We start from the raw sequence: 16,805 nt of genomic DNA on the forward strand, positions 1-16,805 counted from the left end.
TTTAAAACTAATAAAGTGAAGGAGGAATTGATGAAATCATCAGAAAGAAATTCAGCAAGACAAAATGCCAACATTCAGCATCTATTCATACAAACCTAACCTGTTTTTAAGCTGTATATTTTGTTTCTTTAGTTTGCTTATCTGGTTCAGAAGATGCTCCACCGCCTGCAAACCCTCAACATTAATATGAAGATCCCTATGCAATCGCATCATTTTTTCGAGGTTCCGCAAGTGTTTGCAGTGTACATACTGTTTTTCTTCCACAGAAATTATTTCAATTAAACCATTTTCACCTAGGGAATGAATAAATGTTCTTTCCACCTGGTACTGTAAACAAATTTTATCTGCCGGGATAAGTTCTTCTAAATTCATGAGCGTAATTTTTGCAGCTGTCTGAACAATTCCTTTTCCTTTTCAGTTAAGTTGGCTGGTATCTTTACATTATAGGTAATAAAGAGATCGCCATACTGGCCTTCTTTTTTATATTTAGGAAAGCCTTTTCCTTTTAATTTAACCTTGGTGCCAGTTTGGGTTCCGGGCTTTATCTTTAATTTTACCTTTCCTCCAAAAACATTAACTGTAACCTCCCCTCCTAAAAGGGCGGTATAAAGATCAATTTCTTCAGTACTGTAAAGATTGGCTTTCTCCCTTCTAAACTTCGTATTGTTTATGATATTAAATGTAAGAAACAGGTCACCATTAGGCCCACCTTGAATTCCCGGTGCCCCATGGCCGCTTATTTTGATAGTCTGCCCGTTTTCCACTCCCGCAGGGATGGTTAGCCTGATGTTTTTACCATTTATGGTAAGGGTATGCTTTTGGGAGGTGTAAATGTCACTCAAATTTAGCTGAAGTTCGGCATTGAAGTCCTGGCCTTTAAACTGCGGCCTCCTTCCCGCTCCCCTACTTCTTGCTCCTCCACCAAACATTTGTTCAAAAAAATCTGAAAAGGTATCATCCTCAAAATTTCCGGAATAAGCGTATCCCTCACCTCCGCCAAAGTCGCCAAAGCTACCAAATCCCGTAGCGCCCGAGTTTTGTTGCTGCCTTTTTGCTTCTTCAAATTGATTGGCATGCTCCCAGTCTTTCCCGTATTCATCATACTTTTTACGCTTTTCAGGATCGCTTAGAACCTCATGCGCCTCATTTATTTGCTGAAATCTCACCTGTGCTTCCTTGCTATCAGGATTAAGGTCGGGGTGATATTTTCTGGCAAGTTTCCTGTATGCTTTCTTTATATCGGCCTGAGTTGCCAATCTATCCAGCTCCAAAACTTTGTAGTAGTCTATAAAATCCATCGAATAATCTATTTTATCCTGAATTTACTTCGCAACTATGAAAATACTCATTTTCTAAAATATCGTCCAGTTAAGGTTTTGTAAAAATGTTGAGTTCTGTATTTATGTAGCACAAAAAGCTATAAGTGTAATGCGTTGCACTAAATGTTTGAACTGACAGCAATCTCTTTAAACTGGTTCTAAATAAGGTTTAATATAAGTATTAATATTTGCCCAAAATAAGAATGAGACTTACTTTTGCGGGTAAATTTCTTAAAAATTCAAAATGGGTGGTTTTCTCAATTCTACAATAGCAAGAAAGTTTGCTATGGCCTTATCCGGACTTTTCCTGGTTTTATTTTTAGCTCAACATCTGGTAATTAACTTCACTTCGGTATTTGGCCCGGAAGCATTTAACCAGTTTTCCCATTTTATGGGGACTAATTTTTATGTGCAGTTTCTTCTGCAACCGGTTTTGATAACAGGCGTATTTTTTCATTTTATATTAGGTCTTGTTCTTGAGTACAACAACAGGAGGGCAAGAGATATTAAATATGTAAGTTTCAAGCCCAGTACCAACACTAGCTGGATGTCCAGGAACATGCTGCTTACAGGGCTTGTGGTTTTGGCTTTTCTCGGGCTACACCTTTATGATTTCTGGTTCCCGGAAATAGCTCACAAATATTTTGAAACTCATTCTGACGATCCTACGAGATATTACCCGGAATTAATTGCAAAATTTCATAGCCCGGTGAGAACAGGTTTATACATTCTTTCTTTTGTTTTCCTGGCACTCCACCTATGGCATGGGTTTTCATCCTCTTTTCAATCGGTGGGATGGCATAACAAATATTCTAAAGGCTTAAGAGGTTTTACTGTGGCTTTTTCGATTATCGTTCCATTAGGATTCATTTTCATAGCCCTTTTTCACTATATTAATAACGTTTAATACGTACGATTTATGGCAGTTTTAGATTCAAAAATCCCGGAAGGACCTCTTGAGGAAAAATGGGAGAAACATAAAAATAACATTAATCTTGTTAATCCTGCTAACAAGCGTAATATCGATATTATTGTAGTAGGAACAGGACTGGCCGGGGGTAGTGCCGCGGCTACTTTGGCAGAACTGGGCTATAATGTAAAAACCTTTTGCTACCAGGATTCTCCAAGACGTGCGCATTCTATAGCGGCACAGGGGGGAATAAACGCTTCAAAAAATTATCAGGGAGACGGCGATTCAGATTACCGGCTTTTTTACGATACGGTAAAAGGTGGAGACTATCGTTCGCGAGAAGCAAACGTATATCGTCTTGCCCAGGTTTCAGGTAATATTATTGACCAGTGTGTTGCACAGGGTGTTCCTTTTGCCCGCGAATACGGAGGACTATTAGATAACCGCTCTTTTGGGGGAGTATTGGTTTCCCGTACTTTTTATGCCAAAGGACAGACCGGGCAGCAATTATTGCTGGGAGCATATTCTGCCATGAATCGGCAGATTAACCGTGGAAAAATCCTTTCCTACAACCGTCATGAGATGATGGATCTTGTACTTGTTGATGGCAAGGCAAGAGGGATTATTGCCCGTAACATGCTTACCGGGGAGATTGAAAGACATTCAGCACATGCAGTAGTACTGGCTTCAGGAGGATATGGAAATGTATTTTTCCTATCTACCAATGCAATGGGAAGTAATGTGATGGCGGCATGGAGGGCACACAGAAGAGGTGCTTTTTTCGCCAATCCATGCTATACACAAATTCACCCTACCTGTATTCCGGTTACGGGAGAACATCAGTCTAAATTAACACTGATGTCGGAATCTCTTCGAAATGACGGAAGGATCTGGGTTCCGAAGAAAAAAGAAGACGCACAGGCCATAAGAGAAGGCAAAAAGAAACCTACAGAGCTTTCCGAAGAAGAAAGAGATTATTATTTAGAGCGCCGTTATCCCGCTTTTGGTAACCTTGTGCCGCGTGATGTGGCTTCAAGAGCTGCCAAAGAACGTTGTGATGCGGGCTATGGGGTGAACAAAACCGGTGAGGCAGTTTTTCTTGATTTCGCCAGTGCAATTGAGCGCTACGGAAAAGAAAGAGCTTTTACTATGGGACATAAATCCCCTTCCAAAGAAGAAATTATCACACTGGGAAAAGAGACTGTAGCGGCTAAATACGGAAACCTTTTTGATATGTATCAAAAAATCGTAGATCAAAACCCGTATGAAACTCCTATGATGATTTATCCTGCCGTGCATTATACCATGGGCGGATTATGGGTAGATTACAACCTGCAAACCACAATTCCCGGATGTTATGCCGCGGGAGAAGCTAATTTTTCAGATCACGGAGCAAACAGGCTCGGGGCCTCTGCTTTAATGCAGGGACTTGCCGATGGATATTTTGTACTTCCGTACACTATTGGAGATTATCTTGCCAATGATATTGGGACAGGAAAAATCCCTACTGATTCTTCGGAATTTGATGCCGTGGAAAAAGACGTAACGGCGCGTATAGAAAAACTGATGAATGCCGGGGGCAAAAATTCAGTAGATTCTTACCACAAAAAACTGGGTCAGATTATGTGGAACAAATGCGGAATGGCCCGTAACGAGCAGGGACTAAAAGAAGCCCTGAAAGAAATTGCTGCCCTTAGAGAAGATTTTTGGAAAAATGTTAGAGTACCCGGAACAGCAACCGGAAAGAACTCTGAACTCGAAAAAGCCGGAAGGGTTGCAGATTTTCTTGAATTGGGAGAACTTTTTGCCAAAGATGCCCTGCATAGAAGTGAATCGGCGGGAGGTCATTTCCGCGAGGAATATCAAACTGAAGAAGGCGAAGCTTTACGTGACGATGAGGACTTCAGGTACGTAGCCGCATGGGAATATACCGGTAACATAGGTGAAGCCCAACTTCATAAAGAAGAGCTGGAATTCAATAATATTGAACTAAAAACAAGAAGTTATAAATAATTTGAAAATAGGGAAATTTCATAATTTGAAAAACCGCTCAAAATAAATTTCCAAATCTTCAAATCTTCAAATAGAAACTATGAAGCTTAACTTAAAAATATGGCGCCAGGAAAATGCCAACACTAAGGGCAAAATGGTAGATTATCCAATTGAGGGAATTGAAGGAGATATGTCTTTTCTCGAAATGCTGGATGTGCTGAATGAAGGTTTGGTAGCCAAAGGCGAGGAGCCCGTGGAATTTGATCATGACTGCAGGGAGGGGATCTGTGGATCCTGCTCTCTTCAGATTAATGGAGAACCTCACGGCCCCGACAAGCTTATTGCTACCTGCCAGTTACACATGCGTTCTTTTAAGGATGGCGACACTATTGTAATTGAGCCTTTTCGTGCAAAAGCTTTCCCGGTGATTAAGGATTTAATTGTTGACCGCAGCGCCTTTGACAGGATTCAGCAGGCCTGGGGATATATTTCTGTAAATACTTCAGGAAACACTATCGATGCGAATACCGTTCCAGTAGAAAAATCTAACGCCGATGCCTCTTTTGATGCAGCAACCTGTATTGGATGCGGGGCTTGTGTGGCGGCATGTAAAAATGCCAGTGCCATGCTGTTCACCTCTGCCGTAGTTTCAAAATATGCTTTACTTCCGCAGGGAGAAGTTGAAGCTACCGAGCGTGTAAAAGCCATGGTAAGGCAAATGGATGCGGAAGGATTTGGTAACTGTACCAATACCGGCGCATGTGAAATTGAATGTCCTAAAGGAATTTCTTTAGAGAACATCGCCAGGATGAACCGTGAGTTTATGAGAGCTACTACTAAAGGATAGTGCCATAACTTCTAAAATAAATCAATCCCGGATTCTTTCTGAATCCGGGATTTTTTATGCATCTTATTTAAAAATATTGTTATGCCTGATTTTAATAGTCTCCCTTCAAAACTTCCTAAAGGAAAAACCAGCATTTTTTCAGTAATGAGCAGCCTTGCACGGGAACATGAAGCTATAGATCTCTCACAGGGATTTCCCAATTTTGAAACCGATGCCCGGCTGAAAGATCTCGTCTATAAAGCAATGAAAGATGGATATAATCAATATCCTCCCATGAACGGTATTCCTGAGTTAAGGGAACAAATTTCGGCTAAAATTGAAAAATTATATCATATAAAGTATAAAGCAGATTCGGAAATAACTTTAACAGCAGGAGCCACGGGAGCTATATATGCTGCAATTACGGCTTTTATACACGCCGGAGATGAAGTGATTGTTTTTAAACCGGCGTATGACAGTTATGAACCCACCATAAAATCTAATGGTGGAAAACCCGTACCTGTTCAAATGAAGGGAGAAGATTTTTGTATTGACTGGCAGGAAGTAAAGGAGAAAATTAACTCCAGAACCAAAATGCTTGTTATTACCACTCCGCATAATCCCAGCGGCACAGTTTTCTCCAAAGATGATATGCAGCAACTGGAAGCGCTGTTAAAGGGTACAAACATTATTTTATTAAGTGACGAGGTTTATGAGCATATAATTTTTGATGATATTGAGCATCAAAGTGCATCCCGCTTTCCCGGCTTAGCTGAAAGAGCTATCGTATGTTCCTCTTTTGGAAAAACCTTTCACAATACAGGCTGGAAAATGGGCTATTGTGTAGCGCCGGAAGCACTTATGAAAGAGATTTGGAAGATTCATGAACTAACGGTTTTTTGCGTAAATCATCCCACTCAAAAAGCCTTTGCTGAATATCTGAAGCATCCCGAAAACTACCTAAGCCTTGGCAACTTTTATCAGGAGAAACGAGATAAATTTCTGGAATTGATTAAAGGCACAAAATTCACCGGCACACCTGCCCGGGGTACTTACTATCAGGTGCTCAATTTTGCCAAAATCACCGATGAAAAAGACACCGAATTCGCCAGGCGCTTAACGATTGATCACAAGCTGGCATCCATTCCTCTATCGGTTTTTAATTATGAGCAAAAAGATAACAGCCAGCTTAGATTTTGTTTTGCCAAAACCGATGAAACACTGGAAAGAGCTGCAGAAGTCCTCCATAATATATAGATTACCAGCCAGCATTTATTCCCTATATCCTTAAGCTGTATGAGGCTGTTCCCTACTTCAACAGTAAAGACATTGCCAGAAATGACCATAAAAATTAATGATAATAATTTCGAATTTCATCCCTGTGGCACTGCTTTTTGGCAGGAGCAGGAGATGTTGCTGATTAGTGACGTACACCTTGGCAAAATCTCCCATTTCAGGAAATTTGGCAGCGCGGTTCCGCATAAAGCGATAAGAAAAAATTTTGAAGAGCTCGATGCTGTGGTTGATCATTTCCAACCTCAAAAAATATGTTTTTTGGGAGATCTTTTTCATAGCACAATCAATTCGGAATGGAACTTATTTGAAAACTGGAAGAATTTGATATCCTCAGAAGTAATGCTTATTGCGGGAAATCATGATGTTATTTCGCCATTAAAATATGAGACACTCAAAATTGATATTGTTCAGAAGCTGAAAATTGGAGATTTCCTTCTTACGCATCATCCTGAAGAAAATGAAGGCTTTTTTAATATTTGCGGACATATTCATCCTGGGTTCACGCTAAGGGGAAAAGGCAGGCAGGTTCTTAAACTGCGCTGCTTTTACAAATCTCCGCAGCAGCTTATACTACCGGCTTTTGGAGAATTTACCGGAAATTACATGATGCAACCAGAAAAAGAAGATCAAATTTTCGCAATTACAAAAAATGAAGTTATTTTAATAGAATAAATTCCTTCCAGCATGGCCAAAAAACTTTCTATTCTTAATTTCTGTTCAGTTATAGTTGCTATTATAGCTAATTATTACGCCCAGGCTGTTAAACTCAATGGCAATACCATGAACAGCCTTAGCGAAAAATATTTCAACCTGTTCACTCCTGCAGATTATGCTTTTTCTATTTGGGGCGTAATTTATATTGCTTTGTTCGCTTACTCCGGCTTTCAGATTTACAGCGCCTATAAACCCGAAAAAGAATCTGATTTTGTCTTACAAACCGGCCCGTGGTTTATAATTGCAAATATCGCCAATGCCGGCTGGATCCTGGCCTGGTTTTATGAAGCTACGGGACTTTCTGTAATCCTGATGTTGATTATTCTGTTTTCCCTTGTAAAAATTATTCTTAACACAAATATGGAACGCTGGGATGCACCACTTAAAATTATTGGCCTTGTGTGGTGGCCAATTTGTTTCTACTCCGGCTGGATTGCGGTGGCCACTATCGCTAACATATCGGCTTATCTGGCAAAAATTAATTGGAGTGGCTGGTTTTTAAATGAAGTACAATGGACTATCATAATGATTGTTGCAGCCAGTATTGTTAACCTTGCAATTCTTTACACTCGTAATATGAGAGAATTTGCACTGGTAGGTGTATGGGCCCTGGTAGCAATCTATGTAAGGCATTCCTCAGAAAATGAAACTTTAGCATGGGCCGCAATGATTGCAGCGATAGTAATTTTCTTAAGCATAAGCTACCATGGCTACAAGAACAGGGAAACCAGCCCGATGGCTAAAATGAAGAAATCTTGAATTTTAAAGTGCAATCCAAGTACTTTCTATAGCATTCCCTGGATATCATTTCCCCAGGTAGGATAACCAAAAATCATTTTTTGAACGTCCTCACAATCCAATCCGGCATATATGGCCATGGCAAAAAGATTAATAATTTCCGAAGCTTCCGGGCCAACCAAATGCGCGCCAAGAATTTTTCCGGTTTTGGTATCAACAAGGGTTTTATAAGCATAGATATTTTCATTTATGCGTTTGGCATTAAACCATTCCGGTACCAGCTTATTTTCCACACGCACCTTATAATTCTTTTTTGCTTCTTCTTCTGAAAGTCCTACCGACGCCAGATTTGGCAATGTAAAAACCACCGAAGGCTGTGGCGGATAATGTGAGTCTTTTTTGTAATTTTTATTCAGAAGATTCGCCGAAACCACCTTCCCCTCTTTGGAAGAAAGAGGAGTTAGAGGGAGTCCATCACTCGCGGCAACATCTCCACAGGCATAAACAGATTTGTTGCCGGCGTTTTGTAAATTTTCGTTAACACTGATTCCCTCACTTGAAGAAGTAACCTCTCCTTTTTCAAGATCAAGTTCATCAATAGAAGGAATGCGACCTGCGGTGTTAAAAACCATTTCAGCTTTTATCCGGATATGGCTTCCCTTTTGTTTCGCATTTACACGGTAATTCTTCCGCAGTTTTTCGATTCCTGAAACCTCTGCGTTAAATATAAATTCTATGCCGATTGCTTCTGAAGCGTTTTGCAGGTGCGCCACCATATCTTCATCAAAATTGGAAAGTGCTCTTGGGGAAAAATCAATCATAGTAACTTTTACACCCATCCTGGCAGCAACATGAGCAAATTCCATCCCAATATATCCCGCCCCAATAAAAACCATACTCTGCGGCAGCTCCGGCAACTCCAAAAAATCGTCACTTATTAGCGCATGTTCCCCACCGGGAATTTTTAATGGCATCGGCTTGTTTCCCGTAGCTATTATAATCTTCTTTGCTTTTATTGTTTTTCCTTCTACAGAAAGAGTGTTTTTATCCAGAAATCTGGGAGACTGATGGTACATTTCAATACCCAATTCCTGTAAATCCTTTTCGGTAGCGGCCGGAATGGCATTGGTAAAGGTTTTTTTATAGGCCATCAGGTCCTTCCAGCTAACCTCAGGCATTTTTGTAATCCCTTTAGCCTTCATCTTTCCGGCCCGGTCCAGAATTTCAGTCAAACCCATCAGCACCTTTTTAGGATCGCAACCACGATTGGAACAGGTACCGCCAAATTCTCTGTTATCGGCAATTGCCACTTTCAGGCCTTCAGCCACACAATCTTTAGCCACAATTTTTCCGGCAGTTCCTGTGCCAATAACAAAAACATCAAATTCTTTAATTCCCATTTAATTAAATATATTTCACCACGCCGCCGTCTACCCGTAGAGAAGCTCCGTTTGTGGCTGAAGATAAAGGGCTGGCAACATAAGCCACCATATTGGCAACTTCTTTTGGATTTGCAAAACGCTGAATAATGGAAGTTGGCCTCACATCATTAAAGAATTCCTTCTGAAATTCTTCTTTGGATTTATCTTCCGGAACTGTTTGTTCAAGGCCATCAGAAAATGTGGGGCCCGGCAATACACTGTTAACAGTCACATTACTGCCTTTAGTTGTTTCAGCAAGTCCACGGGAAATGGCTAACTGGGCTGTTTTCGTCATCCCGTAGTGAATCATTTCCACCGGAATATTTAATGCACTTTCACTGGAGATAAAAATAATCCTGCCCCAGTCTCTTTCCAACATTCCCGGCAAAAATGCCCTTGAAAGCCGAACACCGCTCAACACATTTATCTCATAGAAGTTTTTCCAGTCCTCATCGGTAATATCCATAAAATCTTTATTACCAAAAACACCAACGTTGTTTATAAGAATATCAACATCTCCTACTTCAGCAATTAAATTTTCAATTTCTTCAGGTTTTGAAAAATCACATACTACAGCTTCTGTTTCTGCGGAAGAATAAGCATTTTTGATCTCAGCTAAAGCTTTGTCCACAGAATCCTGTGAACGCCCGTTAATAATCACTTTTGCACCTTCTGAAGCCAGTAATTTTGCAACAGCCAGCCCAATACCTTTTGTAGAGCCTGAAATGAATGCTTTTTTATCTTTTAGTTGTAAATCCATTTAATTTCTATTTTGATTTTGTGTCCAGCGCCAGCCGGTTATATTCAAGGTAAACGAGCAGAAAAAAAATAAATAACGCGTAAACCATTTGCGTTCCCACTGCTCCCCAGTCTTCCTTCAACCCACTGCCAAAAATTAGCAGCATTATAAGAATTGCCGCTCCCACTAATACCTGCCTTGTCTTAAAACCTATTAAAATAAGCAGCCCCAGAAGGAATTCGATAAATGGCAAAATGTAGGCGAAACCTTCAGCTATAGCTATTGGCATCCATGTACCTTCAAAGCCCGAAGCAAGTCCTGATGCAAATTTTTCCAGTTTTGGAATACGCACCAGTCCGTGTAAAAGAAAATTCAGGCCCAGGGTAATCCTGGCAAGAACATAAGCAAGCTGTTGACTGGACATAAATAATTTTTCTGAAATTAGCCAAGCTTCCGCAGTTCTTGTGTTATGGAAATGGTAAAACTTGTAAAGGCTGTGAAGCAATAGTTAAAAAATTGTTCAGGTGTTGGAGGGCATTAGAGCACGAATTATATTTGCAGGAATGAGTAAATCTGCTATTGCCCAAAGCTTTGCACAATCCCTGCCTCAGCAGGAATTGCAAAACGCTATTGCCTCTTTAGACTTCACGCCAGATGCCAACAAAGCAAAGATACATTTGAAAGGCCTTATAGGCTCATCACTTTCCTTTGTAATTTTTAATGCATTCAAAGAAGCTGAAAATCCGTTTTTGCTGATTTTTAACGATAAGGAAGAAGCCGCATATTATCTGAATGACCTGGAGCAGCTGATTGGAGAAGAGCACGTGCTTTTTTATCCCGGAAGTTACCGAAGACCATACCAGATTGAAGAAACTGACAATGCCAATGTTTTACTTCGTGCCGAAGTTTTAAACCGCATCAACTCCCGCAAAAAACCTGCGGTAATTGTCACTTATCCCGATGCTCTTTTTGAAAAAGTAGTCACCCGTAAAGAACTGGATAGAAGCACACTCAAGATTGGCCTGGGTGATGAACTTTCTATTGATTTTGTGAATGAGGTGCTTTTTGAATACAAGTTCAAAAGGGTGGATTTTGTTACTGAACCGGGGGAGTTTTCGGTGAGGGGCGGAATTATTGATGTGTTTTCATTTAGCAACGATGAACCTTACCGCATAGAATTTTTTGGAGATGAAGTAGATAGCATCAGGAGTTTTGATGTGGAGACACAGCTTTCTACAGATAAGGTGAAGAAAATCTCTGTTATGCCAAATGTGGAAAACAAACGCCTGGACGAAGTGCGCGAAAGTTTTCTGAAATACATTGCAGAGAATACGCTAATTTTTATTAAAAATCTCGACCTGTTTTCAGCTCAAATTGAGAAACTCTTTAGCAAAGCTGAAGAAGCTTTTAAAGGCCTTTCTGAAGAAGTAAAGCATAGCGAACCCATTGAACTTTTTTGCAATGCCGAAATTATTAAAAAACAGCTGCTGGATTTTGCAGTGGTGGAACTCAGCAACCAATCATATCTCCGTCATTCAGAATCTTCAAACGGAGATGCTCTGAAACAAGTTAAAGGTGACGCTAATGTAATTCAGTTTAACACCAAACCCCAACCCTCTTTTAATAAGCAATTTGATTTGCTGATTGATAACCTTATTGAAAACCAGGAAAGCGGTTATAAAAATTATATTTTTTGCGTTAGCGAACAGCAGGCAAAACGTTTTCACGATATATTTGACGATCACCAACGTGAAGTGAAATATCAAACCCTGGTGCTCTCCATGTTCCAGGGCTTTATAGATGAAGAGGCCAAAAATATTTGCTATACCGATCATCAGATTTTTGAGCGCTACCATAAATTTAACCTGAAAAACGGGTACGCAAAAAAGCAGGCAATTACGCTGAAGGAGCTAACCAATCTGGAAGTGGGCGATTATGTTACCCATATTGACCACGGAATTGGAAAATTTGGCGGACTGCAGAAAATAGATGTGGAAGGCAAAAAGCAGGAAGCTATAAAGCTTATATACGGGGAGCGTGATATTTTGTACCTGAGCATTCATTCCCTGCACAAAATTTCCAAATTTAATGGAAAAGACGGCAAGCCCCCCAAGATCTACAAATTAGGAAGCAGCGCCTGGAAAAACCTCAAAAACAAAACAAAAGCCCGGGTTAAAAATATCGCTTATAATTTAATTGAATTATATGCTAAACGAAGGTTGCAAAAAGGTTTTGCTTACGGTCCGGACTCTTACCTGCAACATGAATTGGAAGCATCTTTTATTTATGAAGATACTCCAGATCAAAGCACGGCAACACAGGCTGTAAAAGAAGATATGGAAAATGAGCGTCCCATGGACCGCCTTGTTTGTGGTGATGTGGGATTCGGAAAAACGGAAGTCGCCATTCGTGCTGCTTTTAAAGCTGTTGATAACGGTAAACAGGTTGCTGTGTTAGTCCCCACAACCATTCTCGCTTTTCAGCATCACCAAACATTTTCAGAAAGATTAAAAGATTTTCCGGTTACTGTAGAGTATCTTAACAGGTTTAGAACTGCAAAAGAACGCCGGGAAACATTAGCCGATCTTGCAAGTGGAAAAGTGGATATTATAATTGGAACACACCAGTTGGTAAACAAATCGGTTAAATTTAAAGATTTGGGGCTGCTAATAGTAGACGAGGAGCAGAAATTCGGGGTTTCAGTAAAGGATAAACTAAAAACCATTAAGGAAAATGTGGATACCTTAACGCTAACGGCAACACCAATTCCACGAACACTTCAGTTCAGTTTAATGGCTGCCCGGGATTTATCCACTATTACCACTCCACCGCCTAATCGCTATCCAATAGAAAGCAGCGTGATAAGGTTTTCTGAAGAAAGCATTCGCGATGCCGTTTCTTATGAAATCCAACGCGGCGGGCAGGTGTTCTTTATCCATAACCGTATAGAAAATATTAAGGAAGTGGCCGGGATGATCCAGCGGCTGGTTCCCGACGCAAGAATAGGAATAGGCCATGGCCAAATGGAAGGTAAAAAACTGGAAAAGCTGATGCTCAGCTTTATAAATGGCGAATTTGATGTTCTGGTTTCGACAACTATTGTGGAAAGCGGCCTTGATGTTACCAATGCTAATACCATTTTTATCAATAACGCCAATAATTTCGGACTTTCAGACCTGCACCAGATGCGCGGCAGGGTTGGCCGAAGCAACAAAAAAGCCTTTTGCTATTTTATCACTCCACCGTATTCTGCAATGACGGAAGAAGCGAGAAAAAGAATGACCGCTTTAGAGCAATTTTCAGAACTGGGAAGTGGTTTTAACATCGCGATGAAAGATCTTGAAATTCGTGGTGCGGGGGATTTACTGGGTGGCGAACAAAGCGGATTTATCAATGAAATTGGCTTTGACACTTATCAAAAAATTCTGAATGAAGCTATTGAGGAGCTGAAAGAAAACGAATTTCAGGATCTGTATAGCGAAACCGAAAGTGTGGAGGACAAGATATTTGTAAAAGACACACAAATTGACACCGATTTTGAAATTCTTTTTCCCGACGATTATATCAATAATATTTCTGAAAGGCTGAACCTCTATACCCAGCTTAATAATATAACTTCAGAAGAAGAATTGCAGAAATTTGAGGCCGAACTTACCGACCGCTTTGGAGAATTGCCCACACAGGCCGTAGACCTTCTAAACAGCGTTCGTATAAAATGGATTGCTTCAAAAATTGGTCTGGAAAAAGTTGTACTGAAACAGGGCAAAATGATAGGCTATTTTATTTCAGATCAGCAATCCAGGTTTTACCAGACCAATGCCTTTACCCGGGTGTTGCAATATGTACAAACACACCGGAACAAATGCACGATGAAGGAGAAAAAAACACGCTCCGGACTGCGACTGCTATTAACATTTGACAAAATCATTTCTATAGAAGCAGCTTTAAAGGTACTGGAACCACTCGACTTCAGAATTAAAAAAGAGGAAGACGTAGAGGCTTAAGCTGTTCTTAATAAATTACACCTCACAGGTATTGGAAACCTGTGAGGCCTTTATCATATTCAAAACCTAAAATTCCCTTAAGGCTGTTCTTATTTTTCAGGTGAATGCTTACCTTTTAGATAAACATTTTATACAATTTCTATCTGAATAAGAATACGCAATGCGCCAACTCATTATAAAAGTTCCTAAAGGAAATAAGGAAAAGATACTGGAAACTATTTCTGAATTTAATGGAAAAAATACAGTTGATTTATCTTCTGAAAAGGAAGATGCTTTTATAGTTTATCTACCCAATGAGAAGGTGAACAATTTTTTAAAGAAGATTGATGAATTTGAAGAACCTGAAATCAGTCTGATTCCGCGAGGTGTAATTACGCTTTATCCCCCAGCCTCAGAATCTCCAGACCAGGTTGCAGATGTAAAACCTAAAAGTTCGCTGGAAATTTATCTTGGCGGAATACAAAGTGTGGGCTCCATGTTTGGGCTCATTGGTTATTCCTTTGTAGCGGGAATAATTGTGTGGATTGGCCTTTTTACCACTACCACTTATTTGCTGGTGGCGGCCATGCTGGTTGCTCCCTTTGCGGGGCCTGCCATGAATGCCGCACTCGCTACTGCTGCTGGGAAGGCTCCCTTACTAAAAAGCAGTTTAATGAGGTATGCAGTGGCTATTACAACCGGTATAATTGCCAGTTTTCTCCTTACACTCATTTTTCCATTAAAAACCCTCACTCCGCTGATGGAAGAGGTAAGCCAGGTATCTAAATTTGCCATTTTTTTGCCCCTGGTCTCAGGTTTTGCAGGAGCAATAAATATTTGCCAATCCCAGAGGGATAGCCTTGTTTCCGGTGCGGCTGTGGGTATCCTGGTGGCAGCTTCCCTGGCTCCCCCGGTAGGTTTGATAGGTGCCGGGCTTTATATGATGGACTGGCCAGTAGTGTTAAGCAGTCTCTACAGGATTTTGCTGCAATTGCTGGGTATTCATTTTGCGGCCACCCTGGTATTTTATTTCTACGGAAAGGTTACTCCCAACGGAGTACGTTTTTTAAAAGGAGCTAAAAAAACCGGCTTAATTACTACCATTGTGGTATTTTTAGGCATTGGGGCAATGATGTACTGGCAATTCCGCCGGCCGCCATTCCTTAGAAAGGCCAGTATGAACACAGAATTGGCCGAAGTACTGGATACCGAACTTAAAAAAATCCCTCACATTAAAGTGCTGAACAAAGACGTAACCTTCACCAATACGAAAATGGGCAATAAGTCTATTGCAAATTTTGAGGCGACCATTTTAAAAACCGATACGGTTATTTCCCATGAGGAGCTGGAAGATGGCATCATCCGGCATTTAAAAAAGAACATGAAATATCCCTATGAGAATATTTACGAGGTGTACCAGATTCATGTTGTAACAGATTAAAACCCTGTCACCCTTACATTATCCACATCATAAGTAGTGGTTTTATCAGGCACCCCGCCCAGATAATGAAATCCGAAATGTACCGTGCCTTCAAGGCAGGAAATATCGATTTTGGTATTAGTATAGGCTGTGGCATTCTGGCTGGACGGGCCCATCGGGATGTTAGCTTCCAGAAGCTGCCATTCAGTAGTTTTTGGATTTCCGGTAAAGTCGGTTGTCACATAAATATCTAATATGGTAGCATTATCAAAAGACGCCATGACATCTGCGGAAAAAACTTCCCCTGTAGTCCCATCAAGATTAACTCCCGGCGTTACCAGCCAGGCTTCAAGAAGATTTTCAGTGGTATTATAAGCAGAAATTCTGAAGTAGCGATTACCGTTACTCGTACCCGGCTTAAATTTTCCACTGCCGCCACTTACATTTAAATTTCGCCAGCCGCGGTTTGCCAATGCCGTAAGGGTAGTAACTTCAGTAAAATCTTCATTAAAAATAACCTCCGGCCCTTCATTCAGGTTATTTCCACATTTAAAAAATTCAGGATCGCACCTTTCTCCTGAAAATTCTAAATCCCGGGGAGTATTTAAAGCCAATACGTAAAAATCATCATAAAAGTCCCGGCCTAAAACAGCTCTGATACTCCCTGATTCCTGCGGAAGCAACAAAGACTTAAAATCGGCAAAAGTACTGGTGGTTAACATCGCGGTTGCTCCGGATTCACAGCTTTCCAATTGGCGGATGCCATCATATTCATCTGTATTTTCTGATGCGAAAGAAAAAATATGTTCGTCTCTCACCAGGTTTCGGTTAAACTGCACATTATCCACCTGCACAAAAAGATTCTTAATACGATCACTAAAATCGGTAATCTTCAGTTTAAGCGGCACAATTTCCGCAGTAATTTCAGAACGTATAAGATGTTCATCTATTAAAGAAGCCGGAATGGCTACCACATTCCCCCTGTTTTGGATTCCCAGTTGAAGCACACCATTGTTGTACCATAAACTCAGGCCGTCCGGTTTTACAAAAACTTTTCTTCCGAAGTTAAAACTGTCATGCAGGGAATTATCATCTACCAAAATCACAATTCCGGAAGTTGGATTTTCCGGCTTATCCTGAAGCACCAGCTCTTTATAGAAATTACCACCTTCATCACTGGAAACCACATAAGCTTCAAAATAAATACCGGTATCCCGGAATGTATAAATCTCTCCCGTTTCAGCATTAAAATTTCCTTTTACCGCAGTAATACTGGTGAGGTTTCCTTCGATTGTTATTTCATTTAGTTCAGCTTCCGGCAGGTCAAAATCATCGGTTTGTACGCAGGAAGTAAAAAGCAGGATTAATGCGGCAGTGCCTCTAAAAAAATTTTTATTAAATGTTATCATAATCAATATATTAAATGCCTAAAACTCAATTAAATACT

At 40.5% G+C, this 16,805-nt stretch carries 14 protein-coding genes; 8 read left to right on the top strand and 6 right to left on the bottom strand.

Annotated features, from left to right (window positions below):
• Positions 1 to 81: 81 nt before the first annotated feature.
• Positions 82 to 372, bottom strand: a complete 291-nt coding sequence (locus RM539_RS01280; RefSeq protein WP_311501665.1) for a chaperone modulator CbpM — start codon at positions 370 to 372, stop codon at positions 82 to 84.
• Positions 369 to 1,298, bottom strand: a complete 930-nt coding sequence (locus tag RM539_RS01285) for a DnaJ C-terminal domain-containing protein (protein ID WP_311501666.1) — start codon at positions 1,296 to 1,298, stop codon at positions 369 to 371. Before RM539_RS01285 ends, RM539_RS01280 begins: the two co-directional genes overlap by 4 nt.
• A gap of 265 nt (positions 1,299 to 1,563) precedes the next feature.
• Between RM539_RS01285 and RM539_RS01290 the strand changes: the two genes are divergently transcribed.
• The 6 genes from RM539_RS01290 (at position 1,564) to RM539_RS01315 (ending at position 7,816) form a co-directional block, all read left to right on the top strand.
• The gene (locus RM539_RS01290) at positions 1,564 to 2,226 is read left to right on the top strand and encodes a succinate dehydrogenase cytochrome b subunit (protein ID WP_311501667.1); all 663 of its coding nucleotides are present in this window, start codon (positions 1,564 to 1,566) and stop codon (positions 2,224 to 2,226) included.
• Between the two features lie 12 nt (positions 2,227 to 2,238).
• Complete coding sequence (locus RM539_RS01295; protein WP_311501668.1) at positions 2,239 to 4,242, top strand: fumarate reductase/succinate dehydrogenase flavoprotein subunit; 2,004 nt, start codon at positions 2,239 to 2,241, stop codon at positions 4,240 to 4,242.
• A 79-nt stretch (positions 4,243 to 4,321) separates the two neighbouring features.
• A complete protein-coding gene (locus RM539_RS01300) occupies positions 4,322 to 5,068 on the top strand; it encodes a succinate dehydrogenase/fumarate reductase iron-sulfur subunit (RefSeq protein ID WP_311501669.1) in 747 nt (248 codons plus the stop codon).
• An 81-nt stretch (positions 5,069 to 5,149) separates the two neighbouring features.
• Entirely contained in the window at positions 5,150 to 6,304 is a 1,155-nt protein-coding gene (locus RM539_RS01305) for a methionine aminotransferase (RefSeq protein WP_311501670.1), read from the top strand.
• 81 nt (positions 6,305 to 6,385) lie between these two features.
• Entirely contained in the window at positions 6,386 to 7,015 is a 630-nt protein-coding gene (pdeM, locus tag RM539_RS01310) for a ligase-associated DNA damage response endonuclease PdeM (RefSeq protein ID WP_311501671.1), read from the top strand.
• A 12-nt stretch (positions 7,016 to 7,027) separates the two neighbouring features.
• On the top strand, positions 7,028 to 7,816 hold the full coding sequence (locus RM539_RS01315) for a TspO-related membrane protein (protein ID WP_311501672.1): 789 nt from the start codon (positions 7,028 to 7,030) through the stop codon (positions 7,814 to 7,816).
• 26 nt (positions 7,817 to 7,842) lie between these two features.
• Here RM539_RS01315 and RM539_RS01320 read toward each other — a convergent pair whose 3' ends face one another.
• The 3 genes from RM539_RS01320 to RM539_RS01330 are packed head-to-tail and all read right to left on the bottom strand — an operon-like array spanning position 7,843 to position 10,379.
• Positions 7,843 to 9,195 (bottom strand): dihydrolipoyl dehydrogenase family protein, encoded by a 1,353-nt coding sequence (locus tag RM539_RS01320; protein ID WP_311501673.1) that lies wholly within the window; start codon positions 9,193 to 9,195, stop codon positions 7,843 to 7,845.
• Positions 9,196 to 9,199: 4 nt separating this feature from the next.
• Positions 9,200 to 9,976: an SDR family NAD(P)-dependent oxidoreductase gene (locus RM539_RS01325; RefSeq protein WP_311501674.1), complete on the bottom strand. Its 777-nt coding sequence runs from the start codon at positions 9,974 to 9,976 to the stop codon at positions 9,200 to 9,202.
• A gap of 7 nt (positions 9,977 to 9,983) precedes the next feature.
• Positions 9,984 to 10,379 (bottom strand): DoxX family membrane protein, encoded by a 396-nt coding sequence (locus RM539_RS01330; protein ID WP_311501675.1) that lies wholly within the window; start codon positions 10,377 to 10,379, stop codon positions 9,984 to 9,986.
• Between the two features lie 139 nt (positions 10,380 to 10,518).
• Here RM539_RS01330 and mfd point away from each other — a divergent pair, with 139 nt between their 5' ends.
• Together mfd and RM539_RS01340 are read left to right on the top strand one after the other, a co-directional pair.
• The gene (mfd, locus tag RM539_RS01335) at positions 10,519 to 13,959 is read left to right on the top strand and encodes a transcription-repair coupling factor (protein WP_311501676.1); all 3,441 of its coding nucleotides are present in this window, start codon (positions 10,519 to 10,521) and stop codon (positions 13,957 to 13,959) included.
• 160 nt (positions 13,960 to 14,119) lie between these two features.
• Positions 14,120 to 15,379, top strand: coding sequence for a DUF389 domain-containing protein (locus tag RM539_RS01340; RefSeq protein WP_311501677.1), 1,260 nt, complete (start codon positions 14,120 to 14,122; stop codon positions 15,377 to 15,379).
• Here RM539_RS01340 and RM539_RS01345 read toward each other — a convergent pair.
• The gene (locus tag RM539_RS01345) at positions 15,376 to 16,767 is read right to left on the bottom strand and encodes a DUF5689 domain-containing protein (RefSeq protein WP_311501678.1); all 1,392 of its coding nucleotides are present in this window, start codon (positions 16,765 to 16,767) and stop codon (positions 15,376 to 15,378) included. The genes RM539_RS01340 and RM539_RS01345 overlap by 4 nt on opposite strands.
• Positions 16,768 to 16,805 lie beyond the last annotated feature (38 nt).

Source organism: Autumnicola musiva (genome assembly GCF_031846585.1).
Lineage (GTDB): Bacteria > Bacteroidota > Bacteroidia > Flavobacteriales > Flavobacteriaceae > Autumnicola > Autumnicola musiva.

Coding starts and splice junctions, on each gene's coding strand:
- pdeM (WP_311501671.1), top strand. CDS start 6,386: ATGACCATAAAAATTAATGATAATAATTTCGAATTTCATCCCTGTGGC.
- RM539_RS01325 (WP_311501674.1), bottom strand. CDS start 9,976: ATGGATTTACAACTAAAAGATAAAAAAGCATTCATTTCAGGCTCTACA.
- RM539_RS01320 (WP_311501673.1), bottom strand. CDS start 9,195: ATGGGAATTAAAGAATTTGATGTTTTTGTTATTGGCACAGGAACTGCC.
- RM539_RS01295 (WP_311501668.1), top strand. CDS start 2,239: ATGGCAGTTTTAGATTCAAAAATCCCGGAAGGACCTCTTGAGGAAAAA.
- RM539_RS01345 (WP_311501678.1), bottom strand. CDS start 16,767: ATGATAACATTTAATAAAAATTTTTTTAGAGGCACTGCCGCATTAATC.
- mfd (WP_311501676.1), top strand. CDS start 10,519: ATGAGTAAATCTGCTATTGCCCAAAGCTTTGCACAATCCCTGCCTCAG.
- RM539_RS01280 (WP_311501665.1), bottom strand. CDS start 372: ATGAATTTAGAAGAACTTATCCCGGCAGATAAAATTTGTTTACAGTAC.
- RM539_RS01305 (WP_311501670.1), top strand. CDS start 5,150: ATGCCTGATTTTAATAGTCTCCCTTCAAAACTTCCTAAAGGAAAAACC.
- RM539_RS01330 (WP_311501675.1), bottom strand. CDS start 10,379: ATGTCCAGTCAACAGCTTGCTTATGTTCTTGCCAGGATTACCCTGGGC.
- RM539_RS01340 (WP_311501677.1), top strand. CDS start 14,120: ATGCGCCAACTCATTATAAAAGTTCCTAAAGGAAATAAGGAAAAGATA.
- RM539_RS01285 (WP_311501666.1), bottom strand. CDS start 1,298: ATGGATTTTATAGACTACTACAAAGTTTTGGAGCTGGATAGATTGGCA.
- RM539_RS01290 (WP_311501667.1), top strand. CDS start 1,564: ATGGGTGGTTTTCTCAATTCTACAATAGCAAGAAAGTTTGCTATGGCC.
- RM539_RS01300 (WP_311501669.1), top strand. CDS start 4,322: ATGAAGCTTAACTTAAAAATATGGCGCCAGGAAAATGCCAACACTAAG.
- RM539_RS01315 (WP_311501672.1), top strand. CDS start 7,028: ATGGCCAAAAAACTTTCTATTCTTAATTTCTGTTCAGTTATAGTTGCT.